This is a genomic window from Sphingorhabdus lutea, from assembly GCF_001889025.1.
GTDB lineage: Bacteria > Pseudomonadota > Alphaproteobacteria > Sphingomonadales > Sphingomonadaceae > Sphingorhabdus_B > Sphingorhabdus_B lutea.
Genome location: NZ_CP018154.1, coordinates 1,192,839 through 1,214,598 on the forward strand (window position 1 = coordinate 1,192,839; position 21,760 = coordinate 1,214,598).

The 21,760-nt window shown below is 47.0% G+C and carries 23 protein-coding genes; 7 read left to right on the forward strand and 16 right to left on the reverse strand.

The window, feature by feature from the left end; genetic code table 11:
- Positions 1-30: 30 nt before the first annotated feature.
- A complete protein-coding gene (locus tag LPB140_RS05625) occupies positions 31-510 on the reverse strand; it encodes a UPF0262 family protein (protein ID WP_072559007.1) in 480 nt (159 codons plus the stop codon).
- Positions 511-702: 192 nt separating this feature from the next.
- Between LPB140_RS05625 and LPB140_RS05630 the strand changes: the two genes are divergently transcribed.
- Complete coding sequence (locus LPB140_RS05630) at positions 703-2,193, forward strand: replicative DNA helicase (protein WP_072559008.1); 1,491 nt, start codon at positions 703-705, stop codon at positions 2,191-2,193.
- A 24-nt stretch (positions 2,194-2,217) separates the two neighbouring features.
- Here the strand turns inward: LPB140_RS05630 and LPB140_RS05635 are convergent, their stop codons facing one another.
- The 6 genes from LPB140_RS05635 to LPB140_RS05660 all read right to left on the reverse strand — a co-directional run bounded on the left by LPB140_RS05635 (position 2,218) and on the right by LPB140_RS05660 (position 7,741).
- Positions 2,218-3,006 carry a phosphoadenylyl-sulfate reductase gene (locus tag LPB140_RS05635; protein ID WP_072559009.1) on the reverse strand — a complete coding sequence of 263 codons (789 nt, stop codon included), beginning with the start codon at positions 3,004-3,006 and terminating at the stop codon, positions 2,218-2,220.
- Positions 2,999-3,433 carry a DUF934 domain-containing protein gene (locus LPB140_RS05640; RefSeq protein ID WP_072559010.1) on the reverse strand — a complete coding sequence of 145 codons (435 nt, stop codon included), beginning with the start codon at positions 3,431-3,433 and terminating at the stop codon, positions 2,999-3,001. Before LPB140_RS05640 ends, LPB140_RS05635 begins: the two co-directional genes overlap by 8 nt.
- On the reverse strand, positions 3,426-5,060 hold the full coding sequence (locus LPB140_RS05645) for a nitrite/sulfite reductase (protein WP_072559011.1): 1,635 nt from the start codon (positions 5,058-5,060) through the stop codon (positions 3,426-3,428). The genes LPB140_RS05640 and LPB140_RS05645 overlap by 8 nt, the downstream gene beginning before the upstream one ends.
- Positions 5,053-5,358 (reverse strand): DUF2849 domain-containing protein, encoded by a 306-nt coding sequence (locus tag LPB140_RS05650; RefSeq protein WP_072559012.1) that lies wholly within the window; start codon positions 5,356-5,358, stop codon positions 5,053-5,055. Before LPB140_RS05650 ends, LPB140_RS05645 begins: the two co-directional genes overlap by 8 nt.
- Positions 5,355-6,143 (reverse strand): uroporphyrinogen-III C-methyltransferase, encoded by a 789-nt coding sequence (cobA, locus tag LPB140_RS05655; protein ID WP_072559013.1) that lies wholly within the window; start codon positions 6,141-6,143, stop codon positions 5,355-5,357. Before cobA ends, LPB140_RS05650 begins: the two co-directional genes overlap by 4 nt.
- A gap of 119 nt (positions 6,144-6,262) precedes the next feature.
- Positions 6,263-7,741 (reverse strand): succinylglutamate-semialdehyde dehydrogenase, encoded by a 1,479-nt coding sequence (locus LPB140_RS05660; protein WP_083550069.1) that lies wholly within the window; start codon positions 7,739-7,741, stop codon positions 6,263-6,265.
- Positions 7,742-7,983: 242 nt separating this feature from the next.
- On the opposite strand from LPB140_RS05660, the gene LPB140_RS05665 reads away from it, so the two are divergent.
- The 3 genes from LPB140_RS05665 (at position 7,984) to LPB140_RS05675 (ending at position 11,498) form a co-directional block, all read left to right on the forward strand.
- Positions 7,984-8,874: an alpha/beta fold hydrolase gene (locus LPB140_RS05665; protein WP_072559015.1), complete on the forward strand. Its 891-nt coding sequence runs from the start codon at positions 7,984-7,986 to the stop codon at positions 8,872-8,874.
- The gene (locus tag LPB140_RS05670) at positions 8,871-10,022 is read left to right on the forward strand and encodes a glycosyltransferase family 4 protein (RefSeq protein WP_072559016.1); all 1,152 of its coding nucleotides are present in this window, start codon (positions 8,871-8,873) and stop codon (positions 10,020-10,022) included. The genes LPB140_RS05665 and LPB140_RS05670 overlap by 4 nt, the downstream gene beginning before the upstream one ends.
- Before the next feature lie 72 nt (positions 10,023-10,094).
- The gene (locus tag LPB140_RS05675; protein ID WP_072559017.1) at positions 10,095-11,498 is read left to right on the forward strand and encodes an NAD(P)H-dependent flavin oxidoreductase; all 1,404 of its coding nucleotides are present in this window, start codon (positions 10,095-10,097) and stop codon (positions 11,496-11,498) included.
- Between the two features lie 114 nt (positions 11,499-11,612).
- On the opposite strand, the gene LPB140_RS05680 is transcribed toward LPB140_RS05675, so the two are convergent.
- Entirely contained in the window at positions 11,613-12,950 is a 1,338-nt protein-coding gene (locus LPB140_RS05680) for an ammonium transporter (protein ID WP_156874149.1), read from the reverse strand.
- A 135-nt stretch (positions 12,951-13,085) separates the two neighbouring features.
- Entirely contained in the window at positions 13,086-14,093 is a 1,008-nt protein-coding gene (locus LPB140_RS05685) for a 2-hydroxyacid dehydrogenase (protein ID WP_072559018.1), read from the reverse strand.
- Positions 14,094-14,218: 125 nt separating this feature from the next.
- Here LPB140_RS05685 and LPB140_RS05690 point away from each other — a divergent pair, with 125 nt between their 5' ends.
- Positions 14,219-14,719 carry an SH3 domain-containing protein gene (locus LPB140_RS05690; RefSeq protein ID WP_072559019.1) on the forward strand — a complete coding sequence of 167 codons (501 nt, stop codon included), beginning with the start codon at positions 14,219-14,221 and terminating at the stop codon, positions 14,717-14,719.
- A 36-nt stretch (positions 14,720-14,755) separates the two neighbouring features.
- Here the strand turns inward: LPB140_RS05690 and LPB140_RS05695 are convergent, their stop codons facing one another.
- The 3 genes from LPB140_RS05695 to LPB140_RS05705 form a co-directional block, all read right to left on the reverse strand.
- Positions 14,756-15,943 carry an acetyl-CoA C-acyltransferase gene (locus LPB140_RS05695; RefSeq protein WP_072559020.1) on the reverse strand — a complete coding sequence of 396 codons (1,188 nt, stop codon included), beginning with the start codon at positions 15,941-15,943 and terminating at the stop codon, positions 14,756-14,758.
- A 76-nt stretch (positions 15,944-16,019) separates the two neighbouring features.
- On the reverse strand, positions 16,020-16,658 hold the full coding sequence (gene nth, locus LPB140_RS05700) for an endonuclease III (protein ID WP_072560498.1): 639 nt from the start codon (positions 16,656-16,658) through the stop codon (positions 16,020-16,022).
- Positions 16,659-16,717: 59 nt separating this feature from the next.
- Complete coding sequence (locus LPB140_RS05705; protein WP_072559021.1) at positions 16,718-17,407, reverse strand: crotonase/enoyl-CoA hydratase family protein; 690 nt, start codon at positions 17,405-17,407, stop codon at positions 16,718-16,720.
- A gap of 191 nt (positions 17,408-17,598) precedes the next feature.
- On the opposite strand from LPB140_RS05705, the gene yghU reads away from it, so the two are divergent.
- Entirely contained in the window at positions 17,599-18,453 is an 855-nt protein-coding gene (gene yghU / locus LPB140_RS05710; RefSeq protein WP_072559022.1) for a glutathione-dependent disulfide-bond oxidoreductase, read from the forward strand.
- Between the two features lie 29 nt (positions 18,454-18,482).
- Here the strand turns inward: yghU and LPB140_RS05715 are convergent, their stop codons facing one another.
- Both LPB140_RS05715 and dapB read right to left on the reverse strand, forming a co-directional pair.
- Positions 18,483-18,896 carry a PepSY-associated TM helix domain-containing protein gene (locus tag LPB140_RS05715; protein WP_072559023.1) on the reverse strand — a complete coding sequence of 138 codons (414 nt, stop codon included), beginning with the start codon at positions 18,894-18,896 and terminating at the stop codon, positions 18,483-18,485.
- A gap of 153 nt (positions 18,897-19,049) precedes the next feature.
- On the reverse strand, positions 19,050-19,796 hold the full coding sequence (gene dapB / locus LPB140_RS05720) for a 4-hydroxy-tetrahydrodipicolinate reductase (RefSeq protein WP_232223467.1): 747 nt from the start codon (positions 19,794-19,796) through the stop codon (positions 19,050-19,052).
- Between the two features lie 46 nt (positions 19,797-19,842).
- Between dapB and LPB140_RS05725 the strand changes: the two genes are divergently transcribed.
- The gene (locus tag LPB140_RS05725; RefSeq protein ID WP_072559025.1) at positions 19,843-20,562 is read left to right on the forward strand and encodes an NAD-dependent deacylase; all 720 of its coding nucleotides are present in this window, start codon (positions 19,843-19,845) and stop codon (positions 20,560-20,562) included.
- A gap of 3 nt (positions 20,563-20,565) precedes the next feature.
- Here LPB140_RS05725 and LPB140_RS05730 read toward each other — a convergent pair whose 3' ends face one another.
- A complete protein-coding gene (locus tag LPB140_RS05730; protein WP_198024180.1) occupies positions 20,566-21,321 on the reverse strand; it encodes a HesA/MoeB/ThiF family protein in 756 nt (251 codons plus the stop codon).
- A gap of 11 nt (positions 21,322-21,332) precedes the next feature.
- Positions 21,333-21,731, reverse strand: coding sequence for a hypothetical protein (locus tag LPB140_RS05735; RefSeq protein WP_072559026.1), 399 nt, complete (start codon positions 21,729-21,731; stop codon positions 21,333-21,335).
- Between the last annotated feature and the right edge of the window lie 29 nt (positions 21,732-21,760).

Here is a 21,760-nt window from a genome sequence, read left to right on the forward strand (position 1 = left end):
TATTGCCCCAAAATATAATGATTATTATCTTTAATTTTTAATATGTAACACACAGATTAAGGTGAATAACCGCCGCGCAGTATCAAAATCAATATCGATTTTGCCCTCTAATCTTTCAATCAATGCCTCGGCTGCTTGATTATGAATGCCGCGTCGCGCCATATCAATTGTTTCAATTTCGGAGGCGCTGGATTTACGAATTGCTTGATAATAGCTGTCACAAATGGCGAAATATTCTCTTATCGGGCGACGAAAACGCGCCAACCCCAAAATCAACATTTCCAACTCGCTGCCATCTTCGCGGCGAATATCCCATATTAACCGCCCTTCATTCACCGACAAAATTAATTGATATGGTCCGCCATATTGGTCCGCCGAACGCAGTGGGGTGAAGCAATTTTCTTCGATTAAATCAAAAATCGCAATCCTGCGTTCCTGTTCAATATCGGCATTGCGCCACAATATTGTGCTTTCGTCCAAATCAACTTTTATAATCTTGCGATTAGACATGAACTTTAGCAGCTTCCCATTAGTGAAAATATAATGAATTTTTTATAATATATCCCATATCCTTAATGTTTGTGGGGGGGAGAGCAAGAGCAAACATGTATATGAAGGAAATTTAACTTTATCCACAGGGCTATCCCCATATATTATTTCTGACCTATTGCTATCGACCGTTCAAAAGCGGATAATCACTTTATGGCTGAACCACATAAAATTTTCTCCAATGGTGACCAAGAGGAAACCGCGCTTCCCGCAAATGTTGAGGCGGAGGCCGCCTTTTTAGGCGCGATTTTAATTGATAATCGGGTGTTGGAGGAGGTGGAGCAGCAGCTGCGTCCTGAACATTTTTTTGAACCAATTCATGCCCGAATCTTTGAACAGATTTTACGATTGGCCGAACGCAGCATGGTGGTAACGCCGGTGACATTAAAACCATTATTCGATCAGGATGAGGGGATGAAATTGTTGGGCGGGCCGTCATATTTAATTAAATTAACCGCTGATGGCGCGGGTTTAATTGGCGCACGCGATTTTGCCCGGCAAATATATGATTTGGCGCTGCTGCGTGAATTGGTCAGTGTAGGGCGCAATTTGGTGAATAATGCGCTGGATACCAGCGAATCGGTTGACCCTAAAACACAGATTGAGGATGCAGAGGCGGCTTTATACCGCGTGGCCGATGGCGATAGCGAGGCAGGTTCGACCAAATCATTTGTCATGGCGTCGGCGGAGGCAATTCGCAATGTGGAAAAGGCGCTGTCGTCTGGTGGGCATTTATCCGGCACGACCACGGGTTTAACCAGTGTGAATGAAAAAATTGGCGGCCTGCATAATAGCGATCTTATCATCCTTGCCGGACGTCCGGGCATGGGTAAAACATCGCTGGCTACCAATATTGCGTTTAACGCCGCGCAGCGAAAGGTCCGCGATATAGAGGATAATATTGATCCGGCAAAATCAGTGGGCGCGGCGGTTGCTTTTTTCAGCCTTGAAATGTCGGCGGATCAGCTGGCTACGCGTATTTTGGCTGAACAATCAGGGATAAGCTCTGAATTGCTTCGTATGGGTAAGATTAGCAAAGAGGATTTTCGCAACCTATCCCGCGCGAGCCGAGAGCTTCAGGATTTACCGCTTTATATTGATGACACGCCCGGATTGACCATTGCTGCGCTGCGCACACGGGCGCGGCGGTTACAACGTAAGCATGATATTGGTTTAATCGTGGTTGACTATCTTCAGCTTTTGCAAGGTTCGGGACGTAGTTCCGACAACCGCGTTAATGAAATTTCGGAAATTAGCCGGGGCCTTAAAACATTGGCCAAGGAATTAAGCGTGCCGGTTATCGCTTTGTCCCAGTTAAGCCGTGCGGTGGAACAACGCGAGGATAAACGCCCCATGCTGTCCGATTTGCGCGAATCCGGTTCGATTGAACAGGACGCTGATATGGTGTGGTTTGTATATCGTCAGGATTATTATGAAGCGGCCAAAGAACCACCAGCGGAAAATGAGGCGGCCTATAATGAATGGCGCGCCACGATGGAAAGGGTGCATGGCATATCCGAGCTTATCGTTGCCAAACAACGTCATGGCGCAACGGGTAAAGTGCGGTTGAAATTTGAAGCGCGGATTACACGCTTTAGCGATTTGGCCGAAGACCCATGGGGCGGCGATGATGATTATGAATAATCACGCCCAAAACAAAAATAATGATTAAAAGCTAGGCGCATTTGCCGGATTATCGGCATCATTTTGCACATCGGTGGGCGCATGAATGCCGCATTCAACCTTGTCCCACCCCTTCCAACGGCCCGAACGCGGGTCTTCACCCGGTGCAACTTTGCTGGTGCAGGGGGAACAGCCAATGGAGGGATAACCCTGTGCCTCCAATGGGTGGCGGGGCAGGTTATGTGCGGTGAAATAGGCATCAAGCCGTTCTTTGTCCCAATTGGCCAGCGGGTTTATTTTTAATCGGCCCATGGCATCGCTATTGTCAAATTCCACTATTTTCAGGGCATTTCGGGTGGAGGATTGAAATCCCTTTCGCCCTGTAATCGACGCGCGATAGGGCAATAACCCCTTGGCCAATGGCAATACTTTACGAATGTCACAACATCCATCGGGATCATATGACCAGCGGAGGCCATTTTCATCGCGCTTTGTAACTTCAACTTCTTCTGGCTCTAAAATAATCAAATTCAGGTCCAAATGTTTTGCCAAAATATCGCGATATTCCAATGTTTCGGCAAAATGTTTTTTGGTATCAAGGAAAAATACAGGTAAATCAGGACGCACTTGTCCAACCAAATGCAATAAAACCGCCGATTCCGCGCCAAATGATGACACGGTGACCGCACCGTTTAGCAACCCCAATTCGTTCAATTTTTGAACAGCGTCAAGACTGCTTAGGCCATTTAACTGTTCATTATATTGGGCGATATCTTCGGCCAGATAATGGGCGCTAATGTCCAAACGGTCAATGCTGCGGGCGGCATCAGCCATGGCGTTTTTTCCAAATGGGAACGGCATTATCGGCGACAATTTGATATACCTCGCCAAAGCGAGCAATGGCGGCATCAGCGGAGGCCTTGTCTATTTCCTTATTTGGAGCGAAGCTGTTAAAACCACAACGGCGAAAATGGCGGATTTGGTCCAATAAAACATCGCCGCTGGCGCGTAATTCGCCCTTAAAGCCTGCCTCTGCCAATAAACGGGCGGAGGAATAGCCGCGTCCGTCGGCAAAGCTGGGGAATGTGACGTCGATTAAGGATAATTTATCCAAATGGGGGAGGAGCAATTTTGCATCCTCGCCCGGTTCAATGCGAACCGCACTTACCCCATCATTTACGCCATTTTCCAAAAATTCATGAAGCGATATGGGCGCAGAATTTGTCACCTGCCCATCAAAATAACTTAAAATATTAGGCATAAAGCGCCTCCTTAAACGGGGTCATTCCCAAACGGCGATATGTGTCGATAAAACGTTCGCCCTCAGTGCGTTGTTCCAAATATAAATTGGTCACGGTTTCAATGGCATCGACCACGCCATCTTCAGTAAAACCGGGGCCGGTAATTTGAGCAAGGCTGGTATCTTCCTCTGCCGAGCCGCCAAGCAGCAATTGATAATTTTCAACGCCCTTTCTATCCACGCCCAATATACCAATATGACCGGCATGATGATGCCCACATGCATTGATACAGCCAGAGATTTTCAGCTTTAATTCGCCCAGCGCCTCTTGCTTGCCCTCTTTTGCAAAGCGGGTGGCAATTTTTTGCGCCACGGGTATCGACCGCGCATTGGCAAGGCTGCAATAATCAAGGCCGGGGCAGGCGATAATATCGCTGATAAGGTCAAGATTTGCACTGGCCAAACGGGCGGCATCCAATTTTTGCCAAATGGCATAAAGATCGGATTTCTTCACATGCGGCAAAACAATATTTTGGGCATGGGTCACGCGTAATTCGTCAAAACTATATTGTTCGGCAAGGTCGGCCATCAGGTCAATTTGGGCAGAGCTGGCATCGCCGGGGATTTCACCGGGTGATTTAAGTGATATGTTCACAATGGCATAGCCCGATTGTTTATGCGGCGCGACATTTTGCTGTGTCCATGCGATGAAATTTGCATCATCGCTGCCATAATCATCGCTGGCATTTACATCAAATGCTGGCGGCGCAAAATAGGCGTTTATGCGTTCCAATTCGGCGCGTGGCGGATCTAAATCCAATGTTTTAATATGCGCAAATTCTTCTTCAACTTGGCGCGTATATTCTTCCTTGCCAAGCTCATGGACCAATATTTTAATCCGCGCCTTATATTTATTATCACGGCGGCCATAGCGGTTGTAAACGCGCAAACATGCCTCGGCATAGCTGATAAGATCATCAATACCGACAAAGTCCCGTATAACAGGCGCAATCATCGGGGTGCGGCCCATGCCGCCGCCGACAAAAAATTTCGCGCCAATTTCACCAGCATCATTTTTAACCAATTCAATGCCAATATCATGCAGGCGCATGGCCGCACGGTCCTTTGGCGAACCAATGACGGCGATTTTGAATTTGCGCGGTAAATAGCTAAATTCCGGATGGAATGTTGACCATTGGCGCAATAATTCGGCCCATGGACGCGGATCGGCAATTTCATCGGCCGATGCGCCGGCATATTGATCCGCGCTGATATTGCGGATGCAATTGCCGCTGGTTTGAATGGCGTGCATTTCCACACTGGCCAAATCGGCCAAAATGTCGGGCGTATCTTCCAATTTAATCCAATTATATTGGATATTTTGGCGGGTGGTAAAATGGCCATAATCACGGTCATATTTACGCGCAATATGGCCCAACATCCGCATTTGTTTGCTGTTTAATGTGCCATAGGGGACGGCAACACGAAGCATATAGGCGTGAAGTTGCAGATATAGGCCATTTTTTAGGCGAAGTGGTTTAAATTGGTCTTCGGTGATTTCACCCGCGATACGACGGGCAACTTGGTCACGAAATTCATCCACACGGGCGTTAACAACCGCGCTGTCATATTGGTCATATTTATACATTTTTGATTACCTGATTGAATATTTCTTCATCATTAGGGGCAAGGGTTAAATCCCTGCGAACCGTAGGGCCAAGGGCGCGGATGCGTTCTTTAATATGTTCGGGGCGTGGCGGTACGCTGCCTTGCTCTGCATCGATGATATAGGATCCGTTGATATTTTGCAGCGCCTCTTCGCGTTCCAAAATGGCCGCACCTTCATCGCCTGCATCCACTGCATCGGCAATATATTTGGACCAGCCATTACCCGTCCACCAAAGGACTTCGCCGCCCTTTAAGCTATTTCCTGTTAATAATTTCATTTTTTGCTTTCTGTTTCAACCTGTGCGGCGATGCTGGCAAATTGTGCCTGGGCATCGGAATTATTGACAATGTCCCCGACAATGATGATTGCGGGGCTTTTAATCGCATTGCGTTTGGCAAGACCGGATAAATCATCCAATATACTGCGATAAGAACGGCTATATTCCCTAGTGCCATTTTCAATAATGGCAACGGGGCAATTGGGGGACAGCCCATCGGCGATAAGTTTTTCAGTGATCTTATGTGCATTGGCAAGGCCCATATATATAACCAATGTTCGGCCATTTCCGGCAAGTCCGGCCCAATTTTGGTCGCTAAGTCCCTTGCACTGACCCGCAACAAAGCTGACGATGCTGCTATGGTCCCTATGGGTAAGGGGCATGGCATGTTGGGCCGCACTGCCAATGGCGGCGCTTATCCCCGGGACAATATTCACATTGCATCCATTGGCGCGGCAATATTCCAATTCTTCGCCTCCACGGCCAAAAATAAATGGATCACCGCCCTTTAATCGAACGACATTTGCGCCGCCTTTGCATAAATCAACCAATAGGGAATTTATTTTATCCTGCGGCAAGCTGTGCCTGCTACGTTGTTTAGCGACGCTAATCTTTATTGTATTTTCAGGCGCAAGGGCCAATATCTCATCACTAACCAACCCATCATGGACCAAATAATCGGCATTTTCGATAAGCTTTGCCGCCTTTAACGTCAATAATTCGGGATCGCCTGGTCCGGCGCCCACCAAATATATATGACCAAAGGAGGGGTTTTTATTGTTCATAATCCTTATATGGCAAAGGACCGCATTTTTGGCAAAAAATGATTTATTTTACACCTATTAGAATGGCTTTATCATCCATTTATAATATTGAAATATAACATTTAAATTATTTTTATAAATTATGCTGAGACAAGGGCGGCATTATTGGCAATATTTTTCTTTACCTCAGGCGACATGATATTTTCCATCTCGTCACGCATTCCCACGCCAATCATTGCCTTTAACTCCGCCTTTTCGGTCGAAATAACCGGATATCCGCAATAATCGGCGGCGTAAAAACCAGATGGGCGATTATTGCCCGATAAACCAATACCGCCAATGGGCGCACCGTTAATCTCGCTATTTGTGGCGGTGTTGCGGTTGACAATACCGGCGCGGCTATTGGCCCAAAATTGATCAAATTGTTCATCGCTGCCGCCCAATAGGGACGCAGATAGCCCAAAACGTGTATTATTGGCCTCTTTTATGGCGTCTTCAAAGCTATTTACTCGGATAACCTGTAATAATGGGCCGAATAATTCAATGTCTGGACGGTCCTTTACATCGGTAACATCAATTATTCCCGGAGTGATGAAAGGCCGATTTTTTACCGGACTTTTCATATGACGAATGGGGCGTCCGCCATGGCTCATCAATGCTAAAAAGCTTTCTACCAAGCCATCGGCGGATTGATTGTCAATGACCGGGCCCATAAAGGGCACAGGATCGCCATGGGGTTCGCTTATTATCAATCTGTCGGCTAATTTCTTAACTTCTGGCATTAAAATTTCAAACATATCGTCGGTTAAAATTAACCGCCGTGCATTTGTGCATTTTTGCCCCGCACTTAAAAAAGCAGATTGAATGATGACGGCTGCCATGGCGTGAATATTTTTGGTGTCCCATGCAATAATGGGATTATTCCCTCCCATTTGCAGAGACAATAATTTATTTGGTTGGCTTGCAAATTGGCGGTTGATGGAAATGCCTGCACCCGCTGATCCGGTGAATAATATACCGGCAATATCGCCATGGGCGGCCAATTTTGCGCCGGTTTCATTATCCCCTTGAACCAATTCCACCACGCCCTCTGGAATGCCTGCCAAACGATAGAGACGGACCAGTTGCTCACCGGTGGCAGGGGTTAATTCCGAAGGTTTAAACACCACCGTATTTCCCGCAATTAACGCGGGGATAATGTGGCCATGCGGCGCAGCTGCTGGGGAACTAAATGGCCCCAATACAGCCATAACGCCATGGGGTTTATGGCGCAGAGCCTGACGTTCAAATTGTTTGCCATTTAATAATCTTTGGGGTGTTCGTTCGGCAAAAGAACGCACCGATTCTTGAATAGTGCGGGTTAATGATTCGACCTCTATTCTTGCTTCCCATAAAGGCTTGCCCGTTTCACGAGAGATTAAATCGACAAATTTCTCTCCCTCCACCGACAAACGGCCCGCAACTGCCCTTATCCTTTTTAACCGTTCATTAAGCGATAATGCAGCCCATTTTGGCCAAGTTGTTTGTGCGATTTCAACAGCTTGGTCAACATTTCCATATTGGCCTTCCCACATTTGCGCGCCAGTAGCTGGTTCAAAAGATTGAAAATTTCGCACGATTACAAATTGTTCCTACACGCAGTAAAATAAATATATTCAATGTTAATATCCAGTAAATCCTAAATTTTCACTAATGAACGCATTATTTTTTTGAAGGAAGTTTATGTTTATTTTGTTATGGGGGGCGGAAAATTATCTATGCTGACCATAGGATGGCGATTGATAATTTTTTTATAGCTTTTCAGCGATGATATAGCTTTAAGGAATATAAATATAACAAAACCCCCTTTTTAGGAGGAATGATGGATAAGTTTGAAGACGGTATTTGGTGGTCGCATGATGGATTGCGGCTTCATTATCGTGATTATAAACAAGGAAATCCAAAGCCTGGATTATTGCCGCCAATTATTTGCATTCCCGGATTAACCCGTAATTGCAGAGATTTTGAAGAGCTTGCCATTCATTTGTCATCCCGGGCGCGGGTCATTACCGTCGATTTGCGCGGCCGGGGGGAAAGCGGATATGCCAAAGATCCGCTTAGCTATGTTCCCTTAACCTATGTTCAGGATATTGAATTATTATTAAAGCATTTGGCAATTGATCGTTTCATTTTAATCGGCACTTCGCTGGGCGGTATTGTCAGCATGTTGTTAAGTTCCACTCGTCAGGGGCGTGTTGCGGGGCTTATATTAAATGATATTGGCCCAAAAATTGAAACAGAGGGGTTAGAGCGGATTAAATCCTATGTTGGGCAGGGGCGCAGCCATGAAACATGGGTTCATGCGGGACGCGCATTGGAAGAGGCAGGGGCGGATATTCATCCCGATTTTACCTTGGAAGATTGGATTAAATTTGCCAAAAAATGTTTCCGTTTGACCAAAAGCGGCCGGATAGATTTAGATTATGATATGAAAATTGCCGAACCATTTCGCGTTCCGGGCGGTGAAACGGGCGTTGATTTATGGCCCGCATTTAAGGCATTGGCCGACATCCCCACTTTAATTATCAGGGGTGAAACATCGGACATATTGTCACAGGAAATCGCCGAAAAAATGCAGGCACAATTGCGCAAGGCGACATTGGAAATAATCCCAAAAGTGGGTCATTGCCCAACTTTAGAAGAAAAATCATCATTAAAGGCGATTAAATACTTTTTAGATAATGTTAAAAAACAGGAAGCCGCCATCAAATGAGTAAAAAATTCAAAATATTGCACTTACATGGCAGTTTTGACCGCGGCGGTAAGGAAGTGCGCTGTGCAAAATTGATGAATGATTTTGGTGAGGAGGCTGCCCACGTTATTTTATCCGCCGACAATGATGCAATTTCGGCAAGGGAGCTGATTGATAAAAATATTAAGGTGAGCTTCCCTGGCGATGCTGCGCCCGCATTGCACGGCATGCCGTCCATGGGGCGATATGTGCGACTGGCCGAATATATGCGTGGTTTTGACCTTATATTAAGTTATAATTGGGGCGCGATGGATGGTGTTATGGCGCATACATTATTTCAAAAATCGCGTCATTTGCCGCCATTGATACATCATGAGGATGGGTTTAATGCCGATGAAATTAACCGTTTAAAAACAAAGCGCAATATTTTCCGTGCGCTTGCCCTATCCCGCGCCTATGCGCTTATCATGCCGTCGGAAACTTTGGTTCATATTGCCAAAAATAAATGGCATCAAAATGATAGTAAAATTCGCAAAATTACCAACGGCATTGATGTGGATGCGTTTGAAAAATTGGCAAAGGCCGATGCATTATCCCCATGGCGCGCGCAAAAGGGGCGGGTCACGGTTGGCACGGTGGCCGGTTTGCGCGGCGTGAAAAATTTGGGCGCTTTGGTGGATGCGGTTCACCGCGCGGGGGATAATATTGATTTGGTGATTGTGGGCGAAGGGCCGGAGCGCCCCGCATTGGAAGCAAAAATTGCAGATATGCAAATGCACGGGCGCGTTACTTTGGTGGGGCATAAAAATAATGCAAATGAGTATATCGGATTATTTGATATATTCGCCCTGTCATCATTAAGCGAGCAAGCGCCCATTTCGTTGATGGAGGCGATGGCCGCCGCTGTTCCGGTTGCGTCATTTGATGTGGGTGATGTCATGCCCATGGTGACACAGATAAACCGTGAATATATTGTCCCAAAACAAGATGTAAATGCATTGGCAAATGCGATAAAAATATTGGCCGGTGATGCAAAATTGCGCAAAAAATTGGGTGATGCGAACCGCGCACGGGCACAGGCAGAATTTAATTTGGAAAAAATGATCATACGATATCGGATGATTTATGGCGCAGCGATGAAAAGCAGCGAATTTGCGCGACAAGTTTAATATTTTTCGCTAACGAAGGCGCAGGCTTGGGAGATGGCCTATATAGGTCGAAATAAAATATAGGAATTTTGAATGTTTAAGGGGCTTAAACCCATTATATATGGCGGTCGTGAAGTATGGCCGCTGGTCGAAGGTGGCAAGGGCGTATCGGCAACCAATCATGCAAGCTCAGGTGCGTGGGCCGCAGCTGGCGGTATTGGCACGGTCAGCGCGGTAAATGCCGATAGCTATGACGCCGATGGCAATATTATCCCGCAAATTTACCATGGCAAGACACGCGGCGAACGCCACCGTGAATTGATTGAATATGGTATAGAAGGCGCCGTGACACAGGTAAAACGCGCATATGAAATTTCGGACGGCAAGGGCGCAATTAACATCAATGTCCTGTGGGAAATGGGCGGCGCTCAAGAAATTTTAGAAGGCGTTTTGGAACGCACAAAGGGAATGATAACGGGCGTGACCTGCGGCGCAGGGATGCCATATAAATTAAGCGAAATCGCGCAAAAACATAATGTATATTATCTGCCGATTATCAGTTCGGCCCGTGCATTTCGCGCATTATGGAAACGTGCATATCATAAAGTGCCTGATTTAATGGCGGCGGTTGTATATGAAGATCCGTGGTTGGCGGGCGGACATAATGGCCTGTCCAATGCCGAAGATCCAAAAAAGCCAGAAGATCCCTATCCGCGCGTTGCCGCGTTGCGCGAAACCATGCGTAAAGAGGGCATAGCCGACAGCGTGCCGATTATCATGGCGGGCGGCGTTTGGTATTTGCGCGATTGGAATGATTGGATTGATAATGAAGAATTGGGGCAGATTGCCTTCCAATTTGGCACGCGCCCATTATTAACGCAGGAAAGCCCAATTCCCCAAATTTGGAAGGATGAGCTGACCAAAATCCGCCAAGGCGATGTGTTATTGCATAGATTTTCGCCCACCGGATTTTATTCCAGCGCGGTGCGTAATCCATTCCTTCGTTCTTTGGAATCGCGTTCAGAACGTCAAATCCCCTATAAACAGGCCGAGGAGGGCGAATTTAGCCATCAATTGGATGTGGGTGTAAAGGGTAAGAATTTTTGGGTGACCAAGGGTGATTTAATGCGCGCGCGCGAATGGTTTGGCCTTGGCTTTGAGCATGCGTTGAAAACCCCGGATAACAGCTTGGTCTTTACCACTGCGCCAGAACGCGATGAAATTCGCAAGGATCAGGCCGATTGCATGGGTTGTTTATCGCATTGTGGTTTTTCATCATGGAAAGATCATGATAATTTCTCCACAGGATATTTGGCCGATCCGCGCAGTTTTTGTATTCAAAAATCTTTGCAGAATATCGCCCATGGTGAAAGCACTGACGATAATTTAATGTTTGCAGGACATGCGGCATATGAATTTGGCCGCGATCCATTTTATTCAAATGGCTTTGTTCCCACGGTAAAACAATTGGTCGATCGGATTTTAACCGGCGAGTAAGATAATATCTTGGCCCTATTTTCGGCCTTTATATGATGAAATGAAAGCAGCGCCTGAAATGGGCGCTGTTTTTTTAATAATGATGTGACGATATATATTAATCAAAGTTGCATCTTAATCAAAGTCCCAGGCGCGTTCGCCATGATTGGCAATGTCCAATCCTTCGCGTTCTTCATCTTGGCTAACCCGCATGGGGATGACCATCGAAACCGCCAATGCGATGATGATAGTGCCAATGGCGGTCCATGCGGCCACAGCGCCCACTCCAATAATTTGGGTGATAAACTGGCTGAACATTGACCCATCTTCGCCATATCCTGCGCCGCCAATGGTCTCGCTCATCATCACTGCGACCATGATTGACCCCCAAATGCCGCCCACACCATGCACGGCAAACACGTCCAAACTATCATCAATTTTAAGCTTAATTTTAATAAGGTGGACCGCGTAAAAACATAATAAAGAACCAGTTGCGCCCAATAATATTGCCCCAATTGGGCCAACCCAGTCGGCCGCAGGGGTAATGGTGGCAAGTCCGGCAATCGCGCCGGTGGCAAAGCCAATGGCGGTGGATTTGCCAACCTTTACTTTTTCAACCAACATCCAAACCAATGCGGCAACACTGGCCGCCAAATGGGTGTTGATAATCGCCGCCGCTGCGCCATCGTCGCTTGCGGTTAGGGCAGAGCCGCCATTAAATCCGAACCAGCCCACCCACAGCATCGCCGCCCCCGCCACGGTAAGGGCGGGGCTGTGCGGCAGCATCAATTGTTTGGGCCATCCGGTGCGCTTGCCCAATAATAAAGCAAGGATAATCGCCGCAACACCCGCAGTCGTGTGAACCACAATGCCGCCGGCAAAATCATGCACGCCCATTTCGGCAAGCCAGCCATTGCCCCATACCCAGCGGGCCACAGGGGCGTAAACGATTAACGACCAAAGCGCAGCAAAGGCCACAACCCATCCAAAACGCGCCCTTTCCACCCATGCACCAACGATTAGGGCAGGGGTGATGATGGCAAATGTCATTTGAAATAATCCAAAAACCAGCTCGCCAATGCTTTGTCCGTCGCGCACGGTGAACATATTGCTGAACATGGCATTATCTGCATTGCCCAAAAATTGTCCGCCCTCAACCGAAAAGGCAAGGCTATATCCAATCACTATCCATAAAAGCGACACAATAGCGGCAATGGCGCCGCATTGAATTAACACCGACAGGAAATTTTTTGTGCGCACCAAACCGCCATAAAATAGGGCAAGGCCAGGCATGGTCATGAACAAAACCAATGCGGATGCGGTCAAAATCCATGCGGTGTCGCCGCTATCCACCTCTGCCACTACGGCCTCCTGCGCCATGGCGGGGTTTATCAAAATGCCGCCCAATAATGCGCCACCAATGGCGATAGAGCAGGTTTTACGCAGCGTTGATGATGCGAATGATTTTAACATTAAATATTCCTCGGCAACAAAATTTTATATTATTATTTCAGATGTGTTTAATAAAACTGGCGCTATTGTCCAATGTTAAATGTGAAAAGCGCAAAACAAATGAATATTGCGCATTTATTTTAAGCCAGCTTAAAATTAAACCAATCCGTCCAACACCTGATCCGGTGGGCGGTGGCCATCGGCCCAAATACGAATATTGGCGATGACCCGCTCACCCGATGCTTCGCGCCCTTCAAATGTGGAACTGCCCAAATGGGGAAGGATGATAACATTGGAAAGCGCAATTAATTTTTGGTCCAATTGCGGTTCATGGGCGTAAACATCCAATCCCGCGCCGGCAATTTTATTATCTTGTAATGCCGTGATAAGCGCCTGTTCATCAACAATTTCACCGCGCGATGTATTGATTAAATATGCACCTGATTTCATTAAAGAAATATGTTCCGCATCAATCATATTTTCGGTTTGCTTGGTAAGGGGGCAGTGGATGGAAATAATATCGCAATTTGCCATTAATCTTTTCAAATCACCTTCATATGTCACGCCCATTTCACCTTCAATAGAGGCGGGCAGACGTTTACGTTTATGATAAATGATGTTCATATTCATTGCGCGGGCGCGGCGGGCCACAGCCTCGCCAATGCGGCCAAATCCAATAATACCCAATGTTTTTCCACCAATTCGGTGGCCCAATAATCCGGTGGGACTCCATCCCTGCCATTGGCCTGATCGCATCAATTTTTCGCCTTCGCCCAAGCGGCGCGGCACAGCCAAAATTAACGCCATAGTCAAATCAGCTGTATCTTCGGTAAAAACGCCCGGCGTATTGGTGACGATAATGGAACGCGCCTTTGCAGCGGCAAGGTCAATATGATCCACCCCTGCGCCAAAATTTGCAATCATGCGGACATTATCGGGCAAGGCGTTAATTAACGCGGCATCGACATTATCTGTAACTGTGGGGACAAAAACCTGTGCATCCTGACATGCAGTGATAATTTCCTCTGCCGTCATAACATGGTCATCATCATTTAATGCCGCATCGAATAATATATTCATTCGTGCCTCTACCGATGGCAACATCTTTCTGCTCACCACAATTTTGGTGCGTGCTTTTGATTGATTTGTGACATTTTCCGTCATGTTGCTCCCCGGTTTTGATACATGCTTTTACGTTATTTTATATGACATAGCCTTGAACAATTAAATATATTGTTGCATGGATGCTATAGTTTATCATTCATTAAGATTGTAATAGAAAAGTTCATATGTCGAGACATAAACATATAATATTACCAATATTATCTTTGGCAATCTTGACCCCGCTTATCAGCGGTGGATTTAGCGCGAATGTCGCCGCACAAACCAGCAAGCAAGTGCCATATTGGTCGTCAATAAAGGCGGATGAGGCCCGAACCCGCACCGGACCCAGCACCGATTTTCCTGTAAAATGGATTTATAGACGTGCCGAATTGCCTGTGAAGGTCGTCGCAAAATATAGCGATTGGCGCAAGGTAGAGGATCCCGATGGTGATCAAGGTTGGATGCATGTTAAATTATTAAGCACGACCAGATCGGCATTGGTGACGCAGGATGGCGTTTCGGAACTTCGCGAAGAACCATCCCCCACTGCGCGGATAAGCTGGCGCGTGGAAAAGGGCGTTGTCGGTAAAGTAAGCGATTGCGTTAAAGGATGGTGCAAATTGGATGTTAAGGGCCGCTATGGCTATATTGAAACATCAAAAATATGGGGCGAAGAAGCATTATAACTTCTCCGCCCGCCACATTTATTTATTTGAATTAAATTAAATCAGCTCAATCGCCAAAGCTGTGGCCTCGCCGCCGCCAATGCATAATGATGCCACGCCCTTGCTTTTGCCATGGGTTTGCAATGCACCGATTAAGGTGGTGATGATGCGTGCGCCCGATGCACCAATGGGGTGGCCCAATGCGGTTGCGCCACCATGCACGTTAATTTTGTCATGCGGGATGTTTAAATCATGCATGGCAAACATGGCGACACATGCAAATGCCTCATTCACTTCAAACAAATCGACATCATCCATTGACCAGCCGGTTTTTTCCATCAATTTTTTAATGGCGCCTACGGGGGCAGTGGTGAAATCGCACGGTTCTTGCGCATGGGCGCTATGCGCGACAATGCGGGCAACTGGCTTTAATCCCTTTGCCTCGGCGGTGCTGGCGCGGCTAAGGACCAATGCGGCTGCGCCATCGGAAATGGAGGAGCTGGTCGCCGCAGTAATGGTGCCGTCCTTTGCAAATGCAGGGCGCAGTGCAGGGATTTTCTCCGGCATGCCTTTACCAGGTGCTTCATCCGTATCTACAACCACATCACCTTTACGGGTGGAGATGGTGACGGGGACGATTTCCTTATCAAATCCGCCATTGGCAATGGCGGCATTTGCGCGGCGTAGCGATTCAATGGAATATTCATCCTGCGCTTCGCGGGTTAATTGATATGCATTGGCAGTATCTTGGGCAAATGTGCCCATGGCGCGGCCCGCCTCATAGGCGTCTTCCAATCCATCAAGAAACATATGGTCATAGGTGGTGTCATGTCCAATACGCGCACCGGAGCGATGTTTTTTAAGCAGATATGGCGCGTTGGTCATGCTTTCCATGCCGCCCGCAATAATGAAATCCACCGATCCAGCGGCCAATGCTTCGCTGCCCATAATCACGGTTTGCATGCCCGAACCGCATACTTTATTAACCGTGGTCGCCTCAACCGATTTGGGCAGTCCCGCCTTTAACGCGGCCTGACGTGCAGGTGCTTGGCCAAGGCCAGCTGGCAATACACAGCCCATATAAATACGGGCAATATCGCCGCCATCAACGCCGCTGCGTTCCACCGCCGCCTTTACCGCCACCGCGCCAAGTTCGGTCGCGCTGGCATCTGATAATGCGCCCTGCATTGCGCCCATGGGGGTGCGGGCATAGGATAGGATGACGATAGGATCGCTATTGCTCATATAATATATTCCTTTGATGAGAGACTCACGAGGCTGTTTGATAGCTTTTATGGCACTGTAACACAATATCCGCCTCTTATTTTGCCGGTGACTTGGATTTATAGGAACAAAGGTCCTCCACCGGACATCGCCAACATTCCGGCGTGCGAGCCTTGCATATATATCGGCCATGCAAAATCATCCAATGATGCGAACCTACACGAAAGGGATGGGGTGTTTTTTTGTCCAATTGTTTTTCCACGGCCAATGGCGTTTTGCCCTTGGCAACACCCGTTCGATTACCCACGCGAAAAATATGGGTGTCCACGGCAAATGTTTCTGCGCCAAATGCACAATTCATGACTACATTGGCGGTTTTGCGGCCCACACCGGGCAGGGTGGTGAGCAAGTCGCGATCGGCAGGAACATCGCCATTAAAATCGCGCACCAAAATTTCCGCCATCGCCATGACATTTTTGGCCTTGCTGTTAAACAGGCCGATGGTTTTTATATGTTCACGCAGCGCATCATGGCCAAGGTTTAACATATCCTGCGGTGTTTTGACCTTTTCAAATAATGCCTTTGTTGCCTTATTCACGCCGACATCGGTCGATTGCGCGGATAATGTCACCGCGACCAATAATTGATACACATTGCCATATTCCAATTCCGTTTCGGGATCAGGATTTAACTCTGCCAATCGGCGATAAAATTCAAAAATATCATCTTTTTTCATGATCGCCATTTATGGCGTGGCAAAGTGAATATGGCAAATATTCAATGATTATCTTTTTATTATTGTGAAGCCAAATTTGGTTGAATACCAATGCTGGCGTTAATGATATCAATTGTATTTTGACGCAGCGCACGTTTATTATATGCATATGCCCCCTTGGGTAGCATGGCCAATTGGCCCGCAATAGCCATTGCCTGTGGCAACACCGCATCAGCATCTGCCACCATATCCAAATATCCCGCCTTTACCGCGCCCTCTGGATTATAAATTTCTGATTGCACAATGGCGCGGGTTTGATAATTGCTGTGAATACGCGCGCGGAGCAATTCCAATGCAAATACGGGCATGGTCATATTATTCACCGTTTCATTTGCGCCCAGTTTAAAATCGCCCTTTGTTCCAATACGCGTGTCACAGGACAGCAATAGGAAGCACCCCGTGGCAATGGCATGGCCATTACATGCCGCCACGCTTGGCAATGGGCCGCCATAAATGCGCATTAACAATTTTGCCGCCTCATCCAATAATTTGCGCGCCCCTTCCAAATCCGCACTGGCAAGGAATTTCAGATCAAAACCGCCTGAAAAGCGTCCCTCACGTCCGGTAATGACAATTGCCTTTGCCTTTGCCTCTGCCTCATCCAATGCGGCATGTAACGCGTCCATCATTTCAAAATTCACCACATTTGCTTTGCCATCATCCATGGTGATTAACGCAATATCATTTTCAATTTTGGTGGTGACGTTCATAATTTTCCTCAATCTTTTTGCATGGGCAGTTATTGTCAGTTTAATTGCATGATTAACATGCGCCTTACGTTTACGTCAAGCATATAATGCAATTTGCACTGTCACCATATTTGCAAAGGGCGCGAATATATCACCCATTGGAATTATATATTTAACGCCTATATTTTTAAGGCATAGGAAAAGGATAATTTATGGAAAATCAACCAGCCCATTATAGCCCGCCCAAAATTTGGGAGTGGAAACAAGGAAATGGCGGACAATTCGCCAATATTAACCGCCCCATATCGGGCGCAACGCATGAAAAGAAATTGCCGCGCGGGCAGCATCCGATTCAGCTTTATTCCATGGCAACGCCCAATGGGGTAAAGGTAACGGTGATGTTGGAGGAATTACTTGCACTTGGTCATAATGGTGCGGAATATGATGCATGGATTGCCAATATTCGCGAGGGTGACCAATTTGGCAGCGATTTTGTCAGCATAAATCCCAATAGTAAAATACCTGCCTTAATGGATTATAGTGGTGATGTGCCGCAGCGCGTTTTTGAATCGGGCAGCATATTGCTTTATTTGGCGGAAAAATTTGGCGCATTATTGCCCCGCAATCCGGCAAAACGAACCGAGGTGTTAAATTGGCTGTTCTGGCAAATGGGCAGTGCGCCCTATCTTGGCGGCGGTTTTGGCCATTTTTACAGCTATGCTCCGATGAAGATTGAATATTGCATCGATCGTTTTTCAATGGAGGTGAAACGCCAATTAGATGTGTTGGATAAACATTTGGAACATAATCAATATATGGCGGGCGATGAATATAGCATCGCCGATATTGCTATTTGGCCATGGTATGGCGCGTTAATGTTAAATGTCGTTTATGAAGCGGCGGAATTTTTACAAGTGCATGAATATACGCATTTAATGCGCTGGACCAATGAAATTGCGGCGCGTGATGCGGTGAAGCGCGGCAAAATTGTCAACCGTGTGTGGGGGGATGATGGCCAATTGCCAAATCGCCATAGCGCATCGGATATTGATGCGGCTATGGCTTAATTTGACCTAAAATTTAATGAAAGGCGGGGTTATTTCCAAAATAGCTCCGCCTTGCCCAATTTACGGCGGCGAACAAACATTTGATAATATAACCAAAGCCCGGAAAATGAGAAAAATATCATGGCAAGGCCAGAAAGCAGGCTGACCACTACGCCAATTTTTCCAAACCATTCGCCCGAATGAAGATGATGCATTAACCCCACTAATTTACGTTTTGGGTTGGCACGCTTTGCGTCTTGTTCGGCCTTTTCCGCTTTCATCGCGGCCAATTCTTCCTCCGCATTGGCATAGGTGACAGGCGGTTTTTCAACCTTTGTTTCTTCTTGTTCAAAAATGCTGCCCTGTGCATACATGGCCGCAACATGGCTTAAAACGCCGGTTACCGCGATGAATAATAAAAACGCCCCAAAAATAAAGCTGAGCCAGCGGTGCCATTTACGCATGAATTTGTCCCTTTAATGTCAAAAAAATATTCATGCATCCTATATGGTGCAAAATTTGGCGCGTCAATAGCTATTGCAATTCATTCGCAACAAGATGCTGCGCCCGCAATATGGTGCCGCGCCTAGAATAAAGGATCATTTCACAAAAATATATTACAGCCCCAAAACATCGCGCATATTATATCGCCCTGGTTTCTGCCGCGACAGCCAATATGCCGCCTGAACCGCGCCACGCGCAAATATCATTCGGTTTTCTGCGCGGTGGGACAGGGTCATCAACTCTTCATCGCCTGCAAAAATAACATCATGATCACCCGCCACGCTGCCCCCGCGCAGCGCGGCAAAGCCAATGTCGCCAATTTTGCGCGTACCAGTTATGCCATCACGGCCACTATCTTTATGCTCGCTTAATTTAATGCCGCGTCCTTTTGCTGCGGCCTCGCCCAATAATTTTGCAGTGCCCGATGGGGCATCCACCTTATGCCTATGGTGCATTTCGACAATTTCAATATCCCACGCATCGCCCAATTTCGCGGCTGCCTCCTCCACCAAATATGCAAGCATGGTCACCCCCATGCTGGTATTTCCGGTTTGCATGATAGGGATGTCTTGTGCTGCGCTGTCGATTAAAAAATGATGCCTTTCTTCCAATCCAGTGGTGCCGATGATGATGGGCAGGGCGTGGTTCATGGCTATGTCCAAATTATCCTCCAACGCGGCGGGCGCGGAAAAATCAATCAATATATCGCAATTGCTGGCAAGCGCGTCCAAATCATCATCCTTATCAACCCCGCCCATATGCAGGTGGCCAGCCTGCTTTATGGCAGAGATAAGGACATTGCCCATCCGGCCATTGCTGCCGATAATCCCCATGCGAAGCTGTTCTTTATCACTCATCATTCGTCCTTAACTTTTCATTTTGGCATTTTTATGCTTCATGGGGCAGATGAATAAATTTAGCAATATAGTCATATTAACTGGCGCGGGGATTAGCGCAGAAAGCGGCATTGATACTTTCCGGTCCGAAGGCGGCCTTTGGGAACAACATCGGATAGAAGATGTTGCCACGCCAGAGGCGTTTCAGCGTAATCCAGATTTAGTATATAAATTTTATGATGTGCGGCGCGAAGCCATTCAAAAGGCTCAGCCAAATGCCGCGCACATATCGTTGGGCAAATTATGTAGAGAGTGGCACGGTGATTTGACGATTATAACGCAAAATGTTGATGATTTGCATGAACGTGGCGGGGCAGTGTCACAGGGAAATGCCTATCTTATCCATATGCATGGGGAGCATTTATCCGCATGGTGCATGGCATGTGGTGAACGGCATTTTTGGCGGGAAAATTTGGCCCATCGACCGCCATGCCCAACATGTCATAAACCCAATATGCTGCGCCCAGACATTGTTTGGTTTGGGGAAATGCCCTATCAATTGGGTGAAATTGATGCCGCGCTGCGCAGGGCGGATTTATTTGTATCCATTGGCACATCGGGCGCAGTCTATCCGGCGGGTGGATATGTGCGGCGGGCAAAAGCGGACGGCATTGCAACTTTGGAGTTAAATTTAGAGCCCAGTAAAGGCAGCCATTATTTTGATGAGGCACGATATGGGCCGGCAACGCAAATTGTTCCCAAATGGGTGGAGGAGATTTTATCCTATTAAATTTTAAGCAGAACAGCTTTTACAGCTGGGATCTTTGGTTAATTTCATCGCGCGCATGGCGGGTTTTAACCCGTCAATAATATGGATTTTGCCCATGGGACTTTCCCCAAAATTGGTGATAAGGCGTATCACCTCCATCGCGGCAAAATTGGCAATCATCGCGCACATTGCGCCAAGCACGCCTACATCGCTGCATGTGTCGCAATCCTCTGCATCAAATGCATCGCCCACAAAACACCGATAACAGGGCGCGGCCTCTTGCCATCCAAAAAAACTGCCCACCTGTCCTTGAAATTGGCCGATGGCGGCGCTGACCAAGGGGGTTTTTGTTTCAATGCACAAATCATTGATCAATAACCGCGTGGCAAAATTATCGCATCCGTCCAACACAACATCAACATCGTCCAAAATGCTGCGGTCATGTTGTGCGGTAAGTCGTTTTTTTATTGGCACTATTTCAATATCGGGATTGAGTTGTTTCAACCGTTGCGTGGCTACATCCACCTTAAATTTACCGATATCATTTTCGGTGAATAATATTTGACGCTGTAGGTTGGACAGGCTGACAATATCATCGTCAAACAATGTGATTTTGCCAATGCCAGCCGCGGCCAAAGATTGTAATGCGGGGCAACCAATGCCGCCCGCGCCCACCACCAAAATATGCGCGGACATAATTTTTTGCTGCCCCACTGCGCCAATATCTTTCAGCACAATATGGCGGGCATAGCGTTCAAGCTGTTTATCTGTAATATCCACGAATTTATTTTTTACCAATTATATAGGATGCTGGCCCTATACCATTTATCTTTATTGCCAAGTGGTTTTGATCGCAAATCACCAATTTTTTCACGTAATTGGTTTGCGCCAAATTCCTCCACTGCTGCACATCCATTGGCCACAGGGGTCATTTGTTTTACATTGCCCTTTTCATCGACCAATAATAAAACCACAATTTTGAACGCTTCATAATGTTTAATGGGCGTGGCGGGCTTACATCCATTGGCCTTTGCAATTTTTTGCACTTTATTGATGCTGGCCTTTGTTGCTTTGGGTTTTTTGTGCCAAATTGCTTCTTCGACCTCAGATAAATTTTCTGGCAATGCGGGCGCATATTTAACTGGCTCGGCGTTAATCATGCTGCTTAAAAATAATGCTGATATAATCATTGCTCTCACTCCTACATGGATCAAATTTA

Bases quoted from the DNA above. Each gene is read 5' to 3' on its own strand.
- LPB140_RS05625 (WP_072559007.1), bottom strand. From the start codon at position 510: ATGTCTAATCGCAAGATTATAAAAGTTGATTTGGACGAAAGCACAATA.
- LPB140_RS05630 (WP_072559008.1), top strand. From the start codon at position 703: ATGGCTGAACCACATAAAATTTTCTCCAATGGTGACCAAGAGGAAACC.
- LPB140_RS05635 (WP_072559009.1), bottom strand. From the start codon at position 3,006: ATGGCTGATGCCGCCCGCAGCATTGACCGTTTGGACATTAGCGCCCAT.
- LPB140_RS05640 (WP_072559010.1), bottom strand. From the start codon at position 3,433: ATGCCTAATATTTTAAGTTATTTTGATGGGCAGGTGACAAATTCTGCG.
- LPB140_RS05645 (WP_072559011.1), bottom strand. From the start codon at position 5,060: ATGTATAAATATGACCAATATGACAGCGCGGTTGTTAACGCCCGTGTG.
- LPB140_RS05650 (WP_072559012.1), bottom strand. From the start codon at position 5,358: ATGAAATTATTAACAGGAAATAGCTTAAAGGGCGGCGAAGTCCTTTGG.
- cobA (WP_072559013.1), bottom strand. From the start codon at position 6,143: ATGAACAATAAAAACCCCTCCTTTGGTCATATATATTTGGTGGGCGCC.
- LPB140_RS05665 (WP_072559015.1), top strand. From the start codon at position 7,984: ATGGATAAGTTTGAAGACGGTATTTGGTGGTCGCATGATGGATTGCGG.
- LPB140_RS05670 (WP_072559016.1), top strand. From the start codon at position 8,871: ATGAGTAAAAAATTCAAAATATTGCACTTACATGGCAGTTTTGACCGC.
- LPB140_RS05675 (WP_072559017.1), top strand. From the start codon at position 10,095: ATGTTTAAGGGGCTTAAACCCATTATATATGGCGGTCGTGAAGTATGG.
- LPB140_RS05680 (WP_156874149.1), bottom strand. From the start codon at position 12,950: ATGTTAAAATCATTCGCATCATCAACGCTGCGTAAAACCTGCTCTATC.
- LPB140_RS05685 (WP_072559018.1), bottom strand. From the start codon at position 14,093: ATGACGGAAAATGTCACAAATCAATCAAAAGCACGCACCAAAATTGTG.
- LPB140_RS05690 (WP_072559019.1), top strand. From the start codon at position 14,219: ATGTCGAGACATAAACATATAATATTACCAATATTATCTTTGGCAATC.
- LPB140_RS05695 (WP_072559020.1), bottom strand. From the start codon at position 15,943: ATGAGCAATAGCGATCCTATCGTCATCCTATCCTATGCCCGCACCCCC.
- nth (WP_072560498.1), bottom strand. From the start codon at position 16,658: ATGAAAAAAGATGATATTTTTGAATTTTATCGCCGATTGGCAGAGTTA.
- LPB140_RS05705 (WP_072559021.1), bottom strand. From the start codon at position 17,407: ATGAACGTCACCACCAAAATTGAAAATGATATTGCGTTAATCACCATG.
- yghU (WP_072559022.1), top strand. From the start codon at position 17,599: ATGGAAAATCAACCAGCCCATTATAGCCCGCCCAAAATTTGGGAGTGG.
- LPB140_RS05715 (WP_072559023.1), bottom strand. From the start codon at position 18,896: ATGCGTAAATGGCACCGCTGGCTCAGCTTTATTTTTGGGGCGTTTTTA.
- dapB (WP_232223467.1), bottom strand. From the start codon at position 19,796: ATGATGAGTGATAAAGAACAGCTTCGCATGGGGATTATCGGCAGCAAT.
- LPB140_RS05725 (WP_072559025.1), top strand. From the start codon at position 19,843: ATGAATAAATTTAGCAATATAGTCATATTAACTGGCGCGGGGATTAGC.
- LPB140_RS05735 (WP_072559026.1), bottom strand. From the start codon at position 21,731: ATGATTATATCAGCATTATTTTTAAGCAGCATGATTAACGCCGAGCCA.